The sequence below is a fragment of the Phocaeicola salanitronis DSM 18170 genome, assembly GCF_000190575.1.
GTDB lineage: Bacteria > Bacteroidota > Bacteroidia > Bacteroidales > Bacteroidaceae > Phocaeicola > Phocaeicola salanitronis.
This window is the reverse complement of record NC_015164.1, coordinates 1,939,095-1,956,259: the sequence shown is the minus strand read 5'-3', so window position 1 is coordinate 1,956,259 and position 17,165 is coordinate 1,939,095. Positions and strand designations below refer to the sequence as shown.

The 17,165-nt window shown below is 46.9% G+C and carries 18 protein-coding genes; 14 read left to right on the top strand and 4 right to left on the bottom strand.

Annotated elements, in window-relative coordinates; translation table 11 throughout:
- Positions 1–33: 33 nt before the first annotated feature.
- The 4 genes from BACSA_RS08420 to BACSA_RS08405 all read right to left on the bottom strand — a co-directional run bounded on the left by BACSA_RS08420 (position 34) and on the right by BACSA_RS08405 (position 1,782).
- Positions 34–867, bottom strand: coding sequence for an alpha/beta hydrolase family protein (locus BACSA_RS08420; RefSeq protein WP_013617687.1), 834 nt, complete (start codon positions 865–867; stop codon positions 34–36).
- A gap of 17 nt (positions 868–884) precedes the next feature.
- Positions 885–1,142, bottom strand: a complete 258-nt coding sequence (locus BACSA_RS08415; RefSeq protein ID WP_013617686.1) for a hypothetical protein — start codon at positions 1,140–1,142, stop codon at positions 885–887.
- Positions 1,139–1,507, bottom strand: coding sequence for a phage holin family protein (locus BACSA_RS08410; RefSeq protein ID WP_013617685.1), 369 nt, complete (start codon positions 1,505–1,507; stop codon positions 1,139–1,141). The genes BACSA_RS08415 and BACSA_RS08410 overlap by 4 nt, the downstream gene beginning before the upstream one ends.
- A 71-nt stretch (positions 1,508–1,578) precedes the next feature.
- Entirely contained in the window at positions 1,579–1,782 is a 204-nt protein-coding gene (locus BACSA_RS08405) for a YtxH domain-containing protein (protein ID WP_013617684.1), read from the bottom strand.
- Positions 1,783–1,986: 204 nt separating this feature from the next.
- On the opposite strand from BACSA_RS08405, the gene BACSA_RS08400 reads away from it, so the two are divergent.
- The 14 genes from BACSA_RS08400 (at position 1,987) to BACSA_RS08340 (ending at position 17,014) form a co-directional block, all read left to right on the top strand.
- Positions 1,987–2,493, top strand: coding sequence for an SPOR domain-containing protein (locus BACSA_RS08400; RefSeq protein WP_013617683.1), 507 nt, complete (start codon positions 1,987–1,989; stop codon positions 2,491–2,493).
- 115 nt (positions 2,494–2,608) lie between these two features.
- Positions 2,609–3,562 carry a PCMD domain-containing protein gene (locus BACSA_RS08395; protein ID WP_041584318.1) on the top strand — a complete coding sequence of 318 codons (954 nt, stop codon included), beginning with the start codon at positions 2,609–2,611 and terminating at the stop codon, positions 3,560–3,562.
- 142 nt (positions 3,563–3,704) lie between these two features.
- Complete coding sequence (locus BACSA_RS20165; RefSeq protein WP_169311446.1) at positions 3,705–3,941, top strand: hypothetical protein; 237 nt, start codon at positions 3,705–3,707, stop codon at positions 3,939–3,941.
- Positions 3,942–3,990: 49 nt separating this feature from the next.
- Positions 3,991–4,410 carry a Holliday junction resolvase RuvX gene (gene ruvX, locus BACSA_RS08390; protein WP_013617681.1) on the top strand — a complete coding sequence of 140 codons (420 nt, stop codon included), beginning with the start codon at positions 3,991–3,993 and terminating at the stop codon, positions 4,408–4,410.
- 259 nt (positions 4,411–4,669) lie between these two features.
- The gene (gene def, locus BACSA_RS08385) at positions 4,670–5,224 is read left to right on the top strand and encodes a peptide deformylase (RefSeq protein WP_013617680.1); all 555 of its coding nucleotides are present in this window, start codon (positions 4,670–4,672) and stop codon (positions 5,222–5,224) included.
- Positions 5,221–7,227, top strand: a complete 2,007-nt coding sequence (locus BACSA_RS08380; protein ID WP_013617679.1) for a tetratricopeptide repeat protein — start codon at positions 5,221–5,223, stop codon at positions 7,225–7,227. Before def ends, BACSA_RS08380 begins: the two co-directional genes overlap by 4 nt.
- A gap of 368 nt (positions 7,228–7,595) precedes the next feature.
- Positions 7,596–9,539 carry a threonine--tRNA ligase gene (thrS, locus tag BACSA_RS08375; protein WP_013617678.1) on the top strand — a complete coding sequence of 648 codons (1,944 nt, stop codon included), beginning with the start codon at positions 7,596–7,598 and terminating at the stop codon, positions 9,537–9,539.
- Positions 9,540–9,643: 104 nt separating this feature from the next.
- Positions 9,644–10,231, top strand: a complete 588-nt coding sequence (gene infC / locus BACSA_RS08370) for a translation initiation factor IF-3 (protein WP_013617677.1) — start codon at positions 9,644–9,646, stop codon at positions 10,229–10,231.
- Positions 10,232–10,301: 70 nt separating this feature from the next.
- Positions 10,302–10,499: a 50S ribosomal protein L35 gene (rpmI, locus tag BACSA_RS08365; RefSeq protein ID WP_013617676.1), complete on the top strand. Its 198-nt coding sequence runs from the start codon at positions 10,302–10,304 to the stop codon at positions 10,497–10,499.
- A gap of 105 nt (positions 10,500–10,604) precedes the next feature.
- The gene (gene rplT, locus BACSA_RS08360) at positions 10,605–10,955 is read left to right on the top strand and encodes a 50S ribosomal protein L20 (protein ID WP_013617675.1); all 351 of its coding nucleotides are present in this window, start codon (positions 10,605–10,607) and stop codon (positions 10,953–10,955) included.
- Positions 10,956–11,983: 1,028 nt separating this feature from the next.
- A complete protein-coding gene (locus BACSA_RS08355) occupies positions 11,984–12,736 on the top strand; it encodes an EFR1 family ferrodoxin (protein ID WP_013617674.1) in 753 nt (250 codons plus the stop codon).
- Positions 12,737–13,362: 626 nt separating this feature from the next.
- Complete coding sequence (locus BACSA_RS08350; protein WP_013617673.1) at positions 13,363–13,998, top strand: DUF3575 domain-containing protein; 636 nt, start codon at positions 13,363–13,365, stop codon at positions 13,996–13,998.
- Positions 13,999–14,010: 12 nt separating this feature from the next.
- Positions 14,011–15,483: a DUF3868 domain-containing protein gene (locus BACSA_RS08345; protein ID WP_013617672.1), complete on the top strand. Its 1,473-nt coding sequence runs from the start codon at positions 14,011–14,013 to the stop codon at positions 15,481–15,483.
- Positions 15,484–15,499: 16 nt separating this feature from the next.
- Positions 15,500–17,014 (top strand): Mfa1 family fimbria major subunit, encoded by a 1,515-nt coding sequence (locus tag BACSA_RS08340; RefSeq protein WP_013617671.1) that lies wholly within the window; start codon positions 15,500–15,502, stop codon positions 17,012–17,014.
- Positions 17,015–17,165 lie beyond the last annotated feature (151 nt).

The following is a 17,165-nucleotide window of genomic DNA, read 5'->3' as shown; positions in this document are numbered from 1 at the left end:
TCAACTTTAAGGGAACTTGGCAAAATCAGATATTTATTGGGCTTTCAAATTCTTTACCAGCCACTCTGATGCCATGGATGCAGCGTACGGAAGGTTAGTGCCAAAACCGTGGTTTTCTCCCGGTATCAGAATGATTTCGCTATTTTTCATTACTTGATGGAACCTTTCTCCGTATGTGTAAGGCACTACACGGTCATCCATGCCATGTATGATAAGTGCAGGACCTTTGTATTTTTGTGCTGTTTCGTATATGGGAAGTGTAATGGCGGTTTGAATAAAATTCCTGCCCAATTTATGTCCTGATGGCATTGTGACATATTCAGGTGCATGCCACGGGTCATACATCGCTCCCATTGTATTTCCTCGTAAGGCATCATCACGTAATACAGCTGCAGGTGCCATAAGCACGACACTTTGGATTTCATTGCCCAATTGTCCGGCGGTCATTGCTGATACGACGCCACCTTGTGAATGCCCTAATAGGGATATGCTGGATGTTTGCGGCAAGCTATGTGCAAAAGCGATTATTGACAAGGCATCTTCTATTTCGTTAGGGACGGTCATATTGACAAAATCGCCTTCGCTTTGTCCGTGGGCGTTAAAGTCGAAACGTAATGCGCCTATGCCTGCATTTACCAGGTTATCGGCTATGGCGCGCAATAACGGTTCGTTTTGGTTTCCGGTGAAACCATGGCAGATGATTACAACGGGGCATTTTTCTCCCTTTTTCAAATCAGGCAATTGCAGATGTGCGGCAAGGCGTCCCATTGCCCCTTTGATGTAGAATGTAGAATCGGTCTGTGCCTTTGCGCTGATAGCGCAAAAAAGGAGGGCTATCACACTAAAAAGTTTTATTTGTTTTTTCATATATATGTATTATATAGTTATCTTCGCTTCTTACCTCCGAAGAAATACCTGACTCTTCTCAGGATTTTCACTCCGGTCATTACTCCGTCGTATGCGGCGATGCCCATATTGATATGTTGCATCATCCCTTCGAATTTGTTTTTGCTTTCTTGTGGTGCAAAAAGCTGGTGCGCCAAGTGTTGCATACGCTCCTTGGATTGCAAGACTTCTTGCTTTTTATTCAGGCGTTGTTGCCTGATTGTATCTAATGTATAATAAGGTTGTTGTGTATTCATTGTTGAGGTTTGTTAGAGTCGTCAAGGAATAAACGTGCAAGGAAATTGACCATTGGCTGGAATATCAAAGAGACGCGGAAATGGTAAACCAGCCATGCAATAAGAATCAGGATAGCACCCACAATGGCAAATCCTGCTACCATTCCTACTTCTGTGGCAAGGACATAAACCAGCATGAAAGAGAAATAGAACAGAGCCATGACTCCCAATGCTACCAAGATGAATATCAAGGTAAGCGTAGAGAGCAGGACGGTTAGTTTCTCAATGGTTTCCAGCTTGAGGTATTCCCCTTGCAATTCAATGTATTTCCTGAATTCCTTGAACAGGTCTTGCAGGTTATCAATGCTTTTATCGTTAGCGAACATAGTTTTTCGGTTTAAAAAAAGAGGGTGTGTTCGGATTTTGTCTGACACACCCTCCTACGGTTTTTGTGCAATCAGTCTGCATCTTTTACTTCCGATGCGATTTGGTCTGCCAAATCATCCATTTCTTCACGGGTCAGGCGGATGCCTTTCTTGCGCAATACTTCTGCGATTTTGCTACGTGTATCCGTACCTTTTTCCGGTGCGAACAGGATTCCGGCTACTGCTCCCAGCGCGATTCCGCCCAAGAATGCAGCTACAACATTTAATGCTTTCATATTAAACTATGTTTTAAAGTTACACAACCACAAATCTATGAATTTTTTGATAATAATGCTCGTTTTTTCAAAAGAATCTTCGAGAAAAAGCGGGAAACTCTGAATATTAACAGTTTTTAATAGCAAGAGTAGGGAGATATTGCTACTTTTGCAAGCAAATAGAAACGATATATCTAAGAAGTTAAATTTATAAATTCAAAGAAAATGAAGAAAATCGTTGTATTAGGAATGGGATTGTGCGTAGCGTTGGCATTCTCTTCCTGTAAGTCGAGCGAAAGCGCTTATAAAAAGGCATACGAAAAAGCGAAACAACAAGAGTTGGCAGAAGCCGCTACTGCCAATGAGACTCCGGTAGAAACGGTCGCTCCTGTAGCTCCGGTTACGACTGCTCCCGTTACTTCCGAACCTGTAGCTCCCACGGCTCCGGTACGCGAGGAAAAGGTGGAACTGGTATCGGGCGACGGGCTGAAAGCATACAGCGTGGTATGCGGAAGCTTTGGCATCAAGGCAAATGCCGACGGCTTGAAGAGCGATATGGACAACGAAGGCTACAATGCAAAGGTGGTTTACAATGCCGAGAAGAACATGTACCGCGTCATTGTAGAATCGTATGACACGCACGAAGAGGCTTCTGCCGCACGCGATGCGTTCAAGGCAAAATATCCCGACCGGAAAGATTTTCAGGGCGCATGGCTGCTTTATGCGAAATAATTCCAATAGTAAATAGGTAAGAAAGAGTATTCAATATCACAGAATTAGAGCGGTATCCTGCGGGTTATCGCTTTTTTTTGTAATTTTGCACGCGAAATAAAGCAGACAAAACATGATGAAGATGAAAGGAATACTGGGGATGCTTGCGCTGGCGTTTCCGCTTTGGGCTTTTGCGCAAGAGAAAACCGTCCCTATCAAATATGGAGATATGGACCAATGGATTACACGGAAAATCCATGAATCGGGCATTATCGGGGGAGAGACCAAATTGCTTTACGAAGTAGGCCCTACGAAAGAAATGGACGGGAATGAGCCTTACGTCAATCAGGGAGGCTCGCCCTGGGGAACTTCGAATGTGATGGCAAAGGTGATGGGAATCGTCAAGACCAATACCAGCGTCTATCCCGAACGCCGTGGAGACGGGTATTGTGCCAAGCTGGAAACGCATATCGAGAGCGTGAAGGTATTGGGGATTGTCAATATCACCGTGCTCGCTTCGGGCTCCATGTTTCTGGGAGACATGAAGGAACCGATTACCGGAACCAAAGAAGGAGAGAAAAACCTGAACATCGGAGTGCCTTTCACTTCTCGTCCCAAGGCCGTGCGCTATGATTATAAGGTGAAGATGTCGGGCGAGCCTCACCGTATCCGCCAGACAGGATTCAGCCGGAAGAGCACCGTAGAGGGACAGGACTGCGCCATCATGACCTGCCTGCTTCAGAAACGGACCGAAGACAAGGATGGAAATATTATCGCCAAGCGTGTCGGTACGGCGGTCGTGCGTTACGATAAGAACGAAGACTGGCACAACGGGGCGACTTATGAAATCAAGTACGGAGATATTTCGCATACCGCTTATTATGATGCCGAATTGATGAAGCTGGGTGTCGGGAATTATCATGCGCGCAACAGCAAGGGGGAAAGCCAATTGATTCAGGAGAACGGATGGGCGGCTCCCGGCGAAAAGCCTACACATCTGATTATCCAGTTCACTTCCAGCCTGGGAGGGGCGTATGTCGGCTCGCCGGGCAATACGATTTGGGTGGACAATGTATGCCTCGTATATTAATAAGGTATAACATATAGGTGGATGGCTCGATGCAGACAGGTGCATCGGGCCATTCAAGTATCTGGAGGAATCAAACACAGAAACGCCGTTTGTCTCCGTGCTTTTTGCTTTCTCTAAGAAGCTGTTTTGAATTTATCGTGCGATGATTTGGGATGAGTTTTTGAGGCATTTTCGCTTGTGTGATGAGGAAGATAGCGGGCTATCTGACGAAGAACAGGAGCGGAAAGGACCAAAAAATCGCCCAAAGCACACACGAAAACGGATACATCAAGCCAAGAAAAACTTTTTGGAGAAATTCAAAACAGCTTCTAAATTATTTCTCCGTGTCTTTGCGTCTCTGCGTTCGCTAAATAAATCCGTGCGTCCGGTATCTTTTTAAGTTTTATATAGAGAACAATACAGAATAAATTCGTATTTTTGCGCCGGTTATGAGTAGAATATTGGCTATTGATTACGGAAAGAAGCGTACGGGCATTGCGGTGACCGACCCGATGCAGGTCATCGCAAGCGGGCTTACCACCGTCCCTACGCACCAGTTGATGGACTTCTTGTTGGGCTATGTGCGGCAAGAAGCGGTGGAACGTATCATTATCGGACATCCCAAGCAGATGAACAACGAGGATTCGGAAAACATGAAACGTATCGTGCCGTTTATGAACCAGTTGAAGAAAAAGCTTCCCGACATGCCGGTAGAACTATACGACGAGCGTTTTACTTCCGTCTTGGCGCATCAGGCAATGCTTGCCGGAGGGCTGAAGAAAAAAGACAGGCAAAACAAGGCTTTGGTGGATGAAATCAGTGCCACGATTATTTTGCAGTCTTATTTGGAGGCGAAGAGAGGATTGTAAGTCTTTAAGTCCTTTGGTTTGTAAGTTTTTGAGTTAAATAACCCGATAATGAAGGACTAAAGGACAAGGGAACTGACAAATTTGTCACGCTGGATTTGTAATCCGTATCATCAGCCATGGTTTCGGATTGCAAATCCGAATCTTTCATTACGCCGGATTGCAAATCCGGCGTGACAATGTAACGGACTCAATAACTTAAAAACTCGATAACTTAAGAACTAAATAACTCAACAACTTAAAAACTTAAGAACTAAATAATATGATTTTACCTATCTATGTATATGGACAACCGGTGCTCCGTCAGGAAGCGGAAGACATTACGCCGGATTATCCGAACTTGAAAGAATTGATTCAGAACATGTTTGAAACCATGGACCGTGCCGATGGGGTAGGGCTTGCCGCTCCTCAGGTGGGGCTGCCTATCCGGGTGGTGGTGGTTAACCTGGACGTATTGGCGGAGGATTTCCCCGAATACAAGGATTTCCGCCGTGCCTATATCAATCCGCATATCCTTGAAACGGGTGGCGAACTGGTTTCGATGGACGAAGGCTGCCTGAGCCTGCCCGGCATTCATGAAAGCGTGAAACGTCCCGACAAGATTCACGTGACCTATCTTGACGAGGACATGAATCCGCACGACGAGTGGGTAGAAGGTTACTTGGCGCGTGTCATGCAGCACGAGTTCGACCATTTGGAAGGGACGATGTTTATCGACCATCTGTCTGCCCTTCGCAAGCAGATGATTAAAGGCAAGCTCAATGCCATGCTGAAAGGCAAGGCCCGGTGCTCTTACAAGGTGAAAACAGTCAAATGATCCGGAAGTTTCTATACATATTATATATAGGTGTGCTTTTCCCGATGATAGCCGGTGCCCAAATCAATACGGACCGGGTGATGACCATCGGGAAAAACGCGCTTTATTTTGAGGACTATGTCCTTTCCATTCAATATTTCAATCAGGTAATCAACGCCAAGCCCTATCTTGCCGAGCCTTATTTCTACCGGGGATTGGCAAAGCTTAATCTCGACGACTTCCAGGGTGCCGAAGCCGACTGTACGGAATCGATTGAGCGCAATCCGTATGTGCCCAACACGTATCAGGTAAGAGGCATCGCGCGTATCCAGCAAGAGGACTACAAGGGTGCCATACAGGATTACGAGAAGGCGTTGACGTTCGACCCTGAGAATACCAGCCTGTGGCATAACTTGGCGTTGTCGCGGATGCGGGACGAAGACTATAAGGAAGCGAAAGCCGACTTGGATACGCTGATTCGGATTGCTCCCCGCTATATCGACGCTTACCTGATGCGTACGGAGGTCTCCCTAAAGCAGAAAGATACGCTCCAAGCCATGTCGGATGCCGACAGAGCCATCGAAATGGACCGCTATAATGCCGACACGTGGGCTTCGCGGGGCATGCTTTTCCTCCAGCGGAGCAAGTATGCCGATGCCGAGAGCGACCTGACCGAAGCCATACGCCTTTCGGTGCGCAATGCGGGCTTGTATATCAACCGTGCCTTGGCGCGTTATTACCAGAACAACCTGCGGGGGGCGATGAGCGATTACGACCTTGCGCTCGATATCGACAAGAATAACTTTATCGGGCATTACAACCGGGGCTTGCTCCGTGCCCAGGTAGGAGACGATAACCGGGCGATAGAGGATTTCGACTTTGTGCTCCAGATAGAGCCGGACAATATGATGGCGGTCTTCAACCGGGGATTGTTGCGCGACCGGACCGGCGATTATGCAGGAGCCATCAGCGATTACACTTCGGTGCTGGAAGAATATCCCAATTTCCTGGCAGGCTATCAGTACCGGGCGGAGGCACGCAAGAAGACAGGCGACCTGAAAGGGGCAAGCCAGGACGAGATGGTGGTGTTGCAGGCGCAGTTGGACATGCAGAACGGGAAAACTTCGCGTCAGACCGCTTCGGCAGACAAGACCCGCAAGAAGTCGGATAAGAACATGAACAATTATCGGAAAATCGTAGTCGCCGACAATGAGGAAGAACGTTCGAAATACAAGACCGATTATCGCGGACGTGTGCAGGACCGCAATATCACCATCCTTCCCCAGCCGATGTTTGTGCTGAGCTATTACGAGCGTCCGGAAGAGGTGAAGCGCCAAATCAATTATTCCAAGTATGTGGATGCGTTGAATAACCGGCATGTCCTGCCCCGCCAGTTGCTGATTACCAACAATGAGGCGTCGCTTACGGAAGAACAGGTCAAGCAGCACTTTGCGTCGATTGACGCCGAAACCGAGAAGATTGTAGCCGAGCCGGAAAATGCCCTGCATTATTTTGCCCGTGCCCTTGATTTCTACTTGGTGCAGGACTTCGATAATGCGCTGGCGGATTTGAACCGGACAATCGAAAGGGATTCTGTCTTTTTCCCGGCTTATTTCATGCGTGCGGCAATCCATTACAAGCAAATAGAATACCGCAAACGCGATACTCAGTATGAGATAGAACAGCCCGACGACAAGAAGTTGCAGGTGCGCGCGTTGGATTACGCCATGGTCCGGGACGACTTGGACAAGGTAATCCAGCTGGCTCCCGATTTCGTGTATGCGTATTATAACCGGGGCAATATCTATGCCGTGATGAAAGATTACCGGGCGGCTCTGGTAGATTATAACAAAGCCATCGAGCTTGACCCGCGTTTCTCGGATGCGTATTACAACCGGGGACTTACCAATGTGTTCTTGGGCAATAACAATGAAGGCGTGCAAGACCTGAGCAAGGCGGGCGAGCTGGGCATCTTCTCGGCATACAGCGTGCTGAAGCGTTTCACTTCGGTAAAGGAAGATTAGAAGCTGTTTTGAATTTATCGTGCGCTGATTTGGGATGAGTTTTTGAGGCATTTTCGCTTCTGTGATGAGGAAGATAGCGGGCTATCTGACGAAGAACAGGAGCGAAAAGGACCAAAAAATCGCCCAAAGCACACACGAAAACGAACACATCAAGCCAAGAAAAACTTTTTGGAGAAATTCAAAACAGCTTCTAATTTTTTATTGAACACAGAGGCACGGAGGCACAGAGAAAAGTCGTCCTGTGTTACAAAAATGAAAAGCTCTGTGCCTCTGTGTCTCTGTGTTTGATAAATTAATCAGGCACAGATACGGATAATTAAAAAGTTTTGTTTATTTTTGCGGCTCATAAAAGACTAACATAAAAGACTATGATTAAGATAACTTTTCCTGATGGCTCTGTTCGCGAGTATAACGAAGGAGTTACTGGTCTGCAGATAGCAGAAAGTATCAGTTCTCGTCTGGCGCAAGACGTATTGGCTTGTGGCGTGAATGGCGAAACGATTGATTTGACGAGACCCATTAACGAAGACGCGAGTGTGGTTCTCTATAAATGGGATGATGAACAAGGCAAGCATGCCTTCTGGCATACCAGTGCCCATTTGTTGGCAGAGGCATTGCAGGAACTTTATCCGGGAATCCAGTTCGGTATCGGTCCCGCTATCGAGAACGGTTTCTATTACGATGTAGATCCGGGAGACGGAGTGGTGATAAAGGAAAGCGACCTGCCCGCCATCGAACAGAAAATGATAGAACTGGCTGCGCGCAAGGAGCCGCTGGTACGCGCGAACATTGCGAAGGACGATGCGCTGAAGATGTTCGGCGAAAGAGGCGAGACATATAAGTGCGAGCTGATTTCCGAATTGGAAGACGGGCATATCACGACTTATACACAAGGCGCGTTCACCGACTTGTGCCGCGGCCCGCACTTGCCTTCTACCGCTCCTATCAAGGCTATCAAGCTGTTGTCGGTTGCCGGCGCTTACTGGAGAGGTCAGGAAGACCGCAAGCAGATGACCCGTATCTACGGCATTACCTTCCCGAAGAAGAAGATGCTGGACGAATATCTGGTGATGCTGGAAGAAGCCAAGAAACGCGACCACCGCAAGATTGGCAAGGAAATGGACTTGTTCATGTTCTCGGACATGGTAGGCAAGGGATTGCCGATGTGGTTGCCGAAGGGTACGGCATTGCGTATCCGCCTGCAGGATTTCCTGCGCCGCATTCAGGCACGTTACGATTATCAGGAAGTCATGTGTCCGCCTATCGGCAACAAGCTGTTGTATGTCACTTCGGGACACTATGCGAAATACGGTAAGGACTCGTTCCAGCCGATTCATACGCCGGAAGAAGGCGAAGAATATTTCCTGAAGCCGATGAACTGCCCGCATCACTGTATGATTTACCGCAACAGTCCGCGTTCGTACCGCGACCTGCCTTTGCGTATCGCCGAATTCGGTACGGTATGCCGTTACGAGCAGAGCGGTGAGCTGCACGGATTGACCCGTGTGCGCAGCTTTACACAGGACGACGCGCACATCTTCTGCCGTCCCGACCAGGTGAAAGACGAGTTCCTCCGTGTAATGGACATTATCTCTATCGTGTTCAAGTCGATGAACTTCGAGAACTTCGAAGCGCAGATTTCCTTGCGCGACAAGGTGAACCGCGAGAAATACATCGGAAGCGATGAGAACTGGGAAAAGGCAGAGCAGGCTATCGTTGAGGCTTGTCAGGAAAAAGGACTGAAGGCGAAAGTGGAATATGGCGAAGCTGCGTTCTACGGTCCGAAGCTCGACTTTATGGTGAAAGACGCTATCGGCCGCCGTTGGCAGTTGGGTACCATTCAGGTAGACTATAACTTGCCCGAACGCTTCCAGTTGGAATACATGGGTGCCGATAACCAGAAACACCGTCCGGTAATGATTCACCGTGCGCCGTTCGGTTCGATGGAGCGTTTTGTTGCCGTATTGATTGAACATACAGCCGGTAAGTTCCCGTTGTGGCTGACTCCCGACCAGGTAGCTGTCCTGCCGATTTCGGAGAAGTTCAACGAGTATGCCGACCAGGTTCGTCTGGAACTGAAGAAATACGACATCCGCGCGTTGGTGGATGACCGTAACGAGAAAATCGGCCGCAAGATTCGTGATAACGAAATGAAGCACATCCCATACATGCTGATTGTGGGTGAAAAAGAAGCCGCAAACGGTGAAGTTTCTGTCCGCAAGCAAGGTGAAGGCGATAAAGGAACGGTAAAAATCGAAGAATTTGCAAAAAATATTGCGGAAGAAGTTCATAATATGATAAATAAGTGGTAACTTTGCCACCGTTTTGCAAAAGCAGCCCTTGGCTTGCATGCATATAGAATAACAATAATTATAAAATAACAAACTAAAAGCAAACAAAGGAATAAAGTATTTGAATGAAGAATGACAATTTGAAAGGGCAACATCGAATCAACGAACAGATTCGTGCCAAAGAAGTCCGTATTGTAGGCGATGATATTGAATCGGCTGTTTATCCGATAGCGCAGGCGCTGCGGATGGCTGAAGAACATGATGCTGATTTGGTAGAAATATCACCCAATGCTGTTCCTCCCGTTTGTAGAATTATTGATTATTCTAAGTTTCTTTACCAGCTGAAGAAACGTGCCAAGGAACAGAAGGCAAAACAAGTGAAAGTCAATGTGAAAGAAATCCGGTTCGGACCTCAGACCGACGACCACGATTATAATTTCAAGTTGAAACATGCCATTGGCTTTTTGCAGGGAGGTGATAAAGTAAAAGCTTACGTGTTCTTTAAAGGACGTTCCATTCTGTTTAAGGAACAGGGTGAAGTGCTTTTGCTCCGTTTCGCAAACGATTTGGAAGACTATGCGAAAGTAGAACAGATGCCCTTGCTGGAAGGCAAGCGTATGACGATAGCGCTGGCTCCCAAGAAACCGGGCAGCACGAAGAAAGCTGCTCCGAAGCCTGAAGCGCCGAAAGAAGAGGCTTCTGAAAACGAATGAAAAAGAGTGCGTAACGTGCCGGTATAGTACGTTGCCACAGTTAATAATAATAAATTAAAAATTAAACAAGATGCCAAAAGTAAAGACTAACTCCGGTGCCAAAAAAAGATTCGCTCTTACCGGAACGGGTAAAATTAAGAGAAAGCACGCTTATCACAGTCACATTCTGACTAAGAAAACGAAGAAGCAAAAAAGAAACCTTTGCCATGCTGGTTTGGTAGATAAAGCAAACTTGGCTGCAGTTAAGGAACTTCTTTGCCTGCGTTAATCTTAACAAAGCGTAAACGTATCATTTAAATTATTAACCGAGTGCATTAGCTTTAAGTCCGGGTGAAAAATATCGGCGCTAACATTCAAAAAAGAATTAAAAACTATGCCAAGATCAGTAAATCACGTTGCTTCAAGAGCAAGAAGAAAGAAAATTTTAAAGTTAACCAGAGGTTACTTTGGTGCAAGAAAAAATGTTTGGACCGTTGCCAAGAATACATGGGAAAAAGGTTTGACGTATGCATACCGTGACCGTAAGAACAAAAAACGTAACTTCCGTGCATTGTGGATTCAGCGTATCAATGCGGCTGCACGTCTGGAAGGCATGTCTTACTCTCAGTTGATGGGTGCATTGCACAAAGCGGGTATCGAAATCAACCGTAAGGTATTGGCAGACTTAGCTATGAATCATCCCGAAGCTTTCAAGGCGGTGGTTGAGAAAGTGAAAGTCGCTTAATGCAATAAAAGTTTAGTGATTATTTAAAAGGGCAGCTCTTGCAAAAGGGTTGCCTTTTTTAGTTAATTGAACACAGAGGCACAGAGACATAATTTATTTTTCAATGTACGATTTGCTATTTCAAGGATTTAATTGTACTTCGTAAATTGTAAAATCGTAAATAAAACCTTGTCACTTGTCACGCCGGATACTTGTCACGCCGGATTTGCAATCCGGCGTAATGAAAGAATCGGATTTGCAATCCGAAACCATTACTGATGCGGATTACAATTGATTTCGTCGACCTGCGGTTCTCACGTGGGATTACGCCGGATTACAAATACGGCGTGACAAAAATTGACAATTATTTCCCTCATCAGCATCGCAATTATCAATTAAAAAAACTCTGTGCCTTTGTGTCTCTGTGTTCTATTTCATTTTCTGCTATTAAATCGTACCCCGCAAATCGAATAATAGTAAATAAATAGCGGATTTATTTTGCAGACTCAGATAAAAGCATTATATTTGTCATACAAAAATGGAGCCGTACTTGCAGAATCGGGAAACTCATCAAATTATATGAAATACCGAGACTACGCTTCATCCTCCAATGGCGGGCCACGCCTTCGGGTAGCATTTATGCCGGTGGATTACAAAGGAGGTGGGCACTCAAATCCTGTCTATCGGAGTTTCGTCACGCCTCGAGTGCGGCTCTTCTTTTTGTTGAAAGCGAAGAATCTTGTGCTGTATCCATGACAAGGTTCTTCGTTTTTTTGTTTAGAACCTGACAGATATTACTTTATATGAATGTCCGCAGACATCCCATGTAGGGGCGTATTGCATACGCCCGGATGCGTCAACTTATCCACGTGGATGTTTTCAGGGCGTATGCGATACGCCCCTACGGAGCTTTGCAGACTTCATTTACTTTAGGAAAATTTAAACAGGCTCTTACATCATGCTGCGAAATGGCCTTCCATGCCGCAGAAGCATAATTGCCAATTGTCAATTATTAATTGTTAATTATTAATTATTAATTATTAATTGTTATGTTGCTCTATTTTTCCGGTACAGGCAATTCCCGTTGGGTAGCAAATTCTTTGGCTAAGTTGTTGAATGAGCGTGTCTGTGCTTTATTGGATGTGGCTGCTCGCCCCTCATTATTCGATTTGAAGGAAGGCGAGGCTTTGGGATTTGTTTTTCCTGTATATGCGTGGGGACCTCCTGTTTTGGTGACGGATATTCTTGCCAAGCTGCAAGCCAAGCAAGTTCCGTCATACGTGTATTTTGTATGTACCTGTGGCGATGATACGGGAAAGACTGCCGCTATTTTTTCGCGTGCCGTGCAGGAGAAAGGCTGGATGTGCCGGGCAGGCTTCTCTGTGATTATGCCCGAAACCTATGTGTGTCTGCCCGGATTTGATGTAGACCCTAAGGACAAGGAGCGGAAGAAGCTTCGCGAAGCCGTAGGAAGAATCGAAGAGATAGCCCGTTACGTGGCAGGGCGTGCGGAAAAAGAAGATTGCAACGAAGGCGGCTTCCCATGGGTGAAGTCTTACCTTATCCGTCCGTTGTTCAATCGTTTTATGACCTCAGCCGAAAGTTTTCATGTGACCGCTGCCTGCATCTCGTGCGGGAAATGCGTTACGGCTTGTCCGTTGCAGAATGTCCGGTTAGAAAAAGGACGTCCGGTGTGGGGAAAAGATTGTGCGATGTGCCTTTCTTGTTATCATCATTGCCCCAAACATGCCGTCGCTTATGGCAACCTCACGAAGAAAAAGGGGCAGTACACCTTAGATTGATTCATTATATGATGAAATGAATGTCCTCATTTTGCCAAATTGCCTGTAGGGGCGTATCGCATACGCCCGAAATCGTTCTCGTGGATAAGTTGGCGCATCCGGGCGTATGCGATACGCCCCTACATTGGCAGTTTGCGGATATTTTGTCACGCCGGATTTGCAATCCGGCGTAATTCTACGTGCTGATTTGTAATCCGCATCATCCGCCAATGGTTTCGGATTACAAATCCGATTCTTTCATTACGCCTGATTGCAAATCCGGCGTGACACGCATGTGGGGTGGCGTGACGCACTGTAGGGTGAAGTTTTTTCACAGAATGTGTTAAATAAATTTTTTCTATTAAAATCTTTTGTTATATTAAATTATTTACATACATTTGCGGGGTTGATAGAGATGATAAAGAAGCTTAAAGATAGTAGTGTCTGGATGTAATTAGGCTGAAAGACAATATGAAAGACACTTCTTTTCAGGCAGACGCCGTTCTCCGTAAGTGTAGGATAGAGATAGAGAGAAGGAGAACGTGCCGGTATAAGAAAGAATGCTGGATATTCAAGAAAAAAGAATTGTCCTTTGCGGAATCTGTTTCGCGCAAAGGCGAAGGCTGTATTATATAATAAGGTATAATATGAGAAAGATTACGAAAGTAAAATGTGTGAGCCATGTCGGAGCCGGCATACTCTGTTTATGTGTGGGGCTGATGCTTTCCGTCGCGTTTTCCGCCCGGATGCAGGCACAGACGCCTCATGAAGGGCCCAAGATAGCTGTAAAGACCAATGCTGTCTATTGGGCGACATCAACGCCGAACCTTGCGTTCGAGTTCGGTCTGAAGCCCAAGCTGACGCTCGATGTCTTGGGCGGTTACAATCCCTTTACGTTTAAAGACAACAAGAAGATGAAGCATTGGCTGGTACAGCCCGAACTGCGTTATTGGCTGTGCGAGCGCTTCAACGGGCATTTCGTGGGCGTACACCTGCATGGAGGCATGTTCAATGTGGGCGGTGTCAATGTGCCTTTCGGCTTGTTCTCCGACTTGGAGAAATACCGTTACGAAGGGGAATTCTATGGGGGTGGCATCAGCTACGGATACCAGTGGGTATTGGGAAAACGGTGGAACCTGGAGGCGGAAATCGGCATCGGGTACACACGCCTCAATTACGACAAATACGAATGTCCCAAGTGCGGAGAGTGGCTGGGGAAGGATTCGTACGACTTCTTCGGCGTGACCAAGGCAGCCTTGTCCATTATCTACATTCTTAAATAAGGAGGAAAAGCGATGAAACATTCCAGAATATACGGGTTTGCCGTGGCGCTGATGGCTTGCAACGGCATCATGATGGCACAGTCCGACTATACGGGACGCGTGAAGGTAGAGCCTTCGGTGGTGAAAGCCGGTCCCGATGTAAAGGTGCGCCTCGATATGACATTAGACAGTGTAGACCTGAAGGCACAACACGCGCTGGTACTCACGCCGGTGTTGCAGTCGGCAGACGGACAGACGGAAAAGGAACTGGCGCCGGTCATCGTCAACGGACGCATCCGTCAGAAAGTGTACGACCGTGAGATAGCCTTGGGCTATGCCGAAGCCGAGGCAGGGCCATACGCCGTAGTGCGCCGCAAGAACGATACCTCCCAGCAGCTGGACTACGAGGTTTCCGTTCCCTACGAGCGGTGGATGCGTGGCGCAAGCCTCGTGTTGCGTGAGGAGGCGGAAGGCTGCGCGTCCTGCCAGATGAGCGAATACGAACGCCCGCTGTGCACGGTGCTGCCTGTCGTGCAGGTCGTCGAGCCTGCCTATGCGGCGGTGTACGTCGAGCCGCGTGCCGAAGAAGTGAAACGCCGTGACGAGCAGTGCGAGCTTCACCTCAACTACCGGGTAGGGCGGAGCGAAGTGCTTCCCAATCTCGGCAACAACCAGGAAGAGCTGAAACGCCTGCAAGACATGGCAGACCGCGTAGAGGCAAACAACGATTTCACCCTGACCGGCTTCCGCATCACAGGCTATGCGTCGCCCGAAGGCTCGTATAAGAGCAACATGACCCTCTCGGAACGCCGTGCGAAAGCATTGGCAGACTATTTCCGCCGCACCAACAACTGGGACCGCAAGCTCTTCTCTACCGATTGGAAAGGCGAAGACTGGGAAGGCTTGCAGCGTGCCGTAGAGGCTTCTGCGCTCGACACGAAAGACCAAGTGCTTGCCGTTATCCGCGAAGAGGACAATCCCGATGCGCGCGATGCCAAACTGCGTGCCATCGACGGCGGAAAGACTTACAGCACCCTGCTGAAAGACTTCTATCCCCCGTTGCGCCGCAGCTTCTGCGTGGTCGACTTCACCGTGCGCCCTTATACGCTCGAAGAAGCCAAACGCATCATCAACGAGAATCCGAAGCTGCTGAGCCTGAAAGAAATGTACGGCGTGGCGAAGAGCTATCCCGAAGGAAGCCCCGAATACAACGAAGCCTTCCTCACCGCCCAGCGCCTCTACCCCAATGACGCCGACGCTGCCACCAATGCCGCAGCCGTATGGCTCGCTCAAGGCAAGACTGCCGAAGCCAAGGCAGCCCTGCAGCAGGTAGAGCAGACCGTAGGTGTATGCAACGCCCTCGGCATCGTCTATGCCCGTGAGAAAGACTACGCCCGTGCCGAAGAACTGTTCGGCAAGGCAGCCGCCCAAGGCTGCGCCGAGGCAAAGGCAAACCTCGAAGCGATGCAAAAATACGTCAAAGAGTTTAATGAAAATAATTACTAATTTTAAAATGTGTGTTATGAAACTGAACAAGTATTTCATGATGGGTGCAATGGGGCTAAGCCTCGTTGCATGTAGCGACAACCTGGACGAAAACGGTCAGAGTGCGAATGGGACTAACCCGAATGAGGGGACTACGTATGTAGGCATTGCATTGGACTTCGGACAGAGCGTAACTTCAAGAGCAAAGTATGACGGTTCTCAGCCCGAAACCGGAACACCAGATGCAGGAACAGATGGTGAAAGAGATGTTAACTCTGTAAGAATTATTATTACCAATACAAGTAATGTAATTGAAAAGAATGTGTTTTATGGAAGTTCAGCATTGCAAGGTCAAGATGGGCTTGGTAAGTATGTCTTTTCAATCACTCCGGGTGAAAAACGTTTCTATGCATTCTTGAATGAAGAAGATGGAAATTCAGATTTGACTGCTACTAGCGGAACTTTATCCAATGAAGATTTGGCAAAGGCTGCATCAAGTTTCTATACTTCTGGAGGAACAAATAATGCTACTGCGACTGATTTTGCAATGTCCAGCACGGATGTAGTTGAGCAAGAGATTGTAGATAATGTTTCACAGGAAGAAGCTACTTCAAGTAGTAGTGTGAACCAAGTTAAGCTCGAAGTAGAGCGTATGGTCGCTAAGGTTTCTGTTGCATTGGATGAGAATATGCTTACTAACCAAGATAATGCCTTTACATTAAAAGCGTTGGATTGTAAGATAGGTAATGCTGATAACTATGAATTTACAACTCCGTCTACATATACTTCAGCCGGTACATATCGTTGGGCTAATAATGATGCAACGGGTGGTTATCGTACTACTCCTTATTATTCATGGCCTGCTACACTCGAAAGTGCTTTCGAAAGTTGGAATGAGACATACGTGTTGTCTGAAGCACAAACAGTATATAATGGAACAACACCTTCTACTGCAATATTCTACTGCTTGGAGAATACTCATGCTGTAGGTAGCTACAGGCAAGGAAACACTACTTTTATTAGAGTAGAAGCTACAATGATTCCGAAGCAAGTCATGACATTCTCTATTACAGGTGATGCTGACAAGACGATTACTCCGCAGACTCCGGCTGACGTGTCTGGTGTTGATAATGCCAAGACTTTCTATCGCATTGTAGGAGCACCTGAAGAACATCGTGACAATTTTATCAATACATATATTTTTGAAGATGAATTGTCTAGTTATACAACTGCATTAGGAGTGGATGATTTAGCTGACGTTATTGCTGCATTGGAAACAGAAGGTTATGCTTTTGAAAAGTATGACGGTGGTAAGGGTAATTATACATTGTGGGTAAATGACTATAATACAGATGCTGATGATAAAAATAATAATTTAGCTCCTGTATTCCGTAACGATTGGTATGCTTACACAATTAATAGTATTCAATTACCGGGAAATTCAGGTGGTATTGACGATCCTGAACAACCGATTCATCCGGATACTTGGTTAGGCGTTACACTTACTATTAAACCGTGGAACTTTAAGGATATTGATATAGACCTGCAATAACCCACACATCCGTCACGGCGGATTTGTAATCCGCCGTACCGCTTGCGCGGATTTGCAATCCGCATCATCCGCAGGTGAAGTCGCTTTCCGCAGCATCGTTAGTTGATGTTTCGGATTGCAAATCCGATACTTCCATTACGCCGGATTACAA

Coding starts and splice junctions, on each gene's coding strand:
- BACSA_RS08420 (WP_013617687.1), bottom strand. CDS start 867: ATGAAAAAACAAATAAAACTTTTTAGTGTGATAGCCCTCCTTTTTTGC.
- BACSA_RS08415 (WP_013617686.1), bottom strand. CDS start 1,142: ATGAATACACAACAACCTTATTATACATTAGATACAATCAGGCAACAA.
- BACSA_RS08410 (WP_013617685.1), bottom strand. CDS start 1,507: ATGTTCGCTAACGATAAAAGCATTGATAACCTGCAAGACCTGTTCAAG.
- BACSA_RS08405 (WP_013617684.1), bottom strand. CDS start 1,782: ATGAAAGCATTAAATGTTGTAGCTGCATTCTTGGGCGGAATCGCGCTG.
- BACSA_RS08400 (WP_013617683.1), top strand. CDS start 1,987: ATGAAGAAAATCGTTGTATTAGGAATGGGATTGTGCGTAGCGTTGGCA.
- BACSA_RS08395 (WP_041584318.1), top strand. CDS start 2,609: ATGAAGATGAAAGGAATACTGGGGATGCTTGCGCTGGCGTTTCCGCTT.
- BACSA_RS20165 (WP_169311446.1), top strand. CDS start 3,705: ATGATTTGGGATGAGTTTTTGAGGCATTTTCGCTTGTGTGATGAGGAA.
- ruvX (WP_013617681.1), top strand. CDS start 3,991: ATGAGTAGAATATTGGCTATTGATTACGGAAAGAAGCGTACGGGCATT.
- def (WP_013617680.1), top strand. CDS start 4,670: ATGATTTTACCTATCTATGTATATGGACAACCGGTGCTCCGTCAGGAA.
- BACSA_RS08380 (WP_013617679.1), top strand. CDS start 5,221: ATGATCCGGAAGTTTCTATACATATTATATATAGGTGTGCTTTTCCCG.
- thrS (WP_013617678.1), top strand. CDS start 7,596: ATGATTAAGATAACTTTTCCTGATGGCTCTGTTCGCGAGTATAACGAA.
- infC (WP_013617677.1), top strand. CDS start 9,644: ATGAAGAATGACAATTTGAAAGGGCAACATCGAATCAACGAACAGATT.
- rpmI (WP_013617676.1), top strand. CDS start 10,302: ATGCCAAAAGTAAAGACTAACTCCGGTGCCAAAAAAAGATTCGCTCTT.
- rplT (WP_013617675.1), top strand. CDS start 10,605: ATGCCAAGATCAGTAAATCACGTTGCTTCAAGAGCAAGAAGAAAGAAA.
- BACSA_RS08355 (WP_013617674.1), top strand. CDS start 11,984: ATGTTGCTCTATTTTTCCGGTACAGGCAATTCCCGTTGGGTAGCAAAT.
- BACSA_RS08350 (WP_013617673.1), top strand. CDS start 13,363: ATGAGAAAGATTACGAAAGTAAAATGTGTGAGCCATGTCGGAGCCGGC.
- BACSA_RS08345 (WP_013617672.1), top strand. CDS start 14,011: ATGAAACATTCCAGAATATACGGGTTTGCCGTGGCGCTGATGGCTTGC.
- BACSA_RS08340 (WP_013617671.1), top strand. CDS start 15,500: ATGAAACTGAACAAGTATTTCATGATGGGTGCAATGGGGCTAAGCCTC.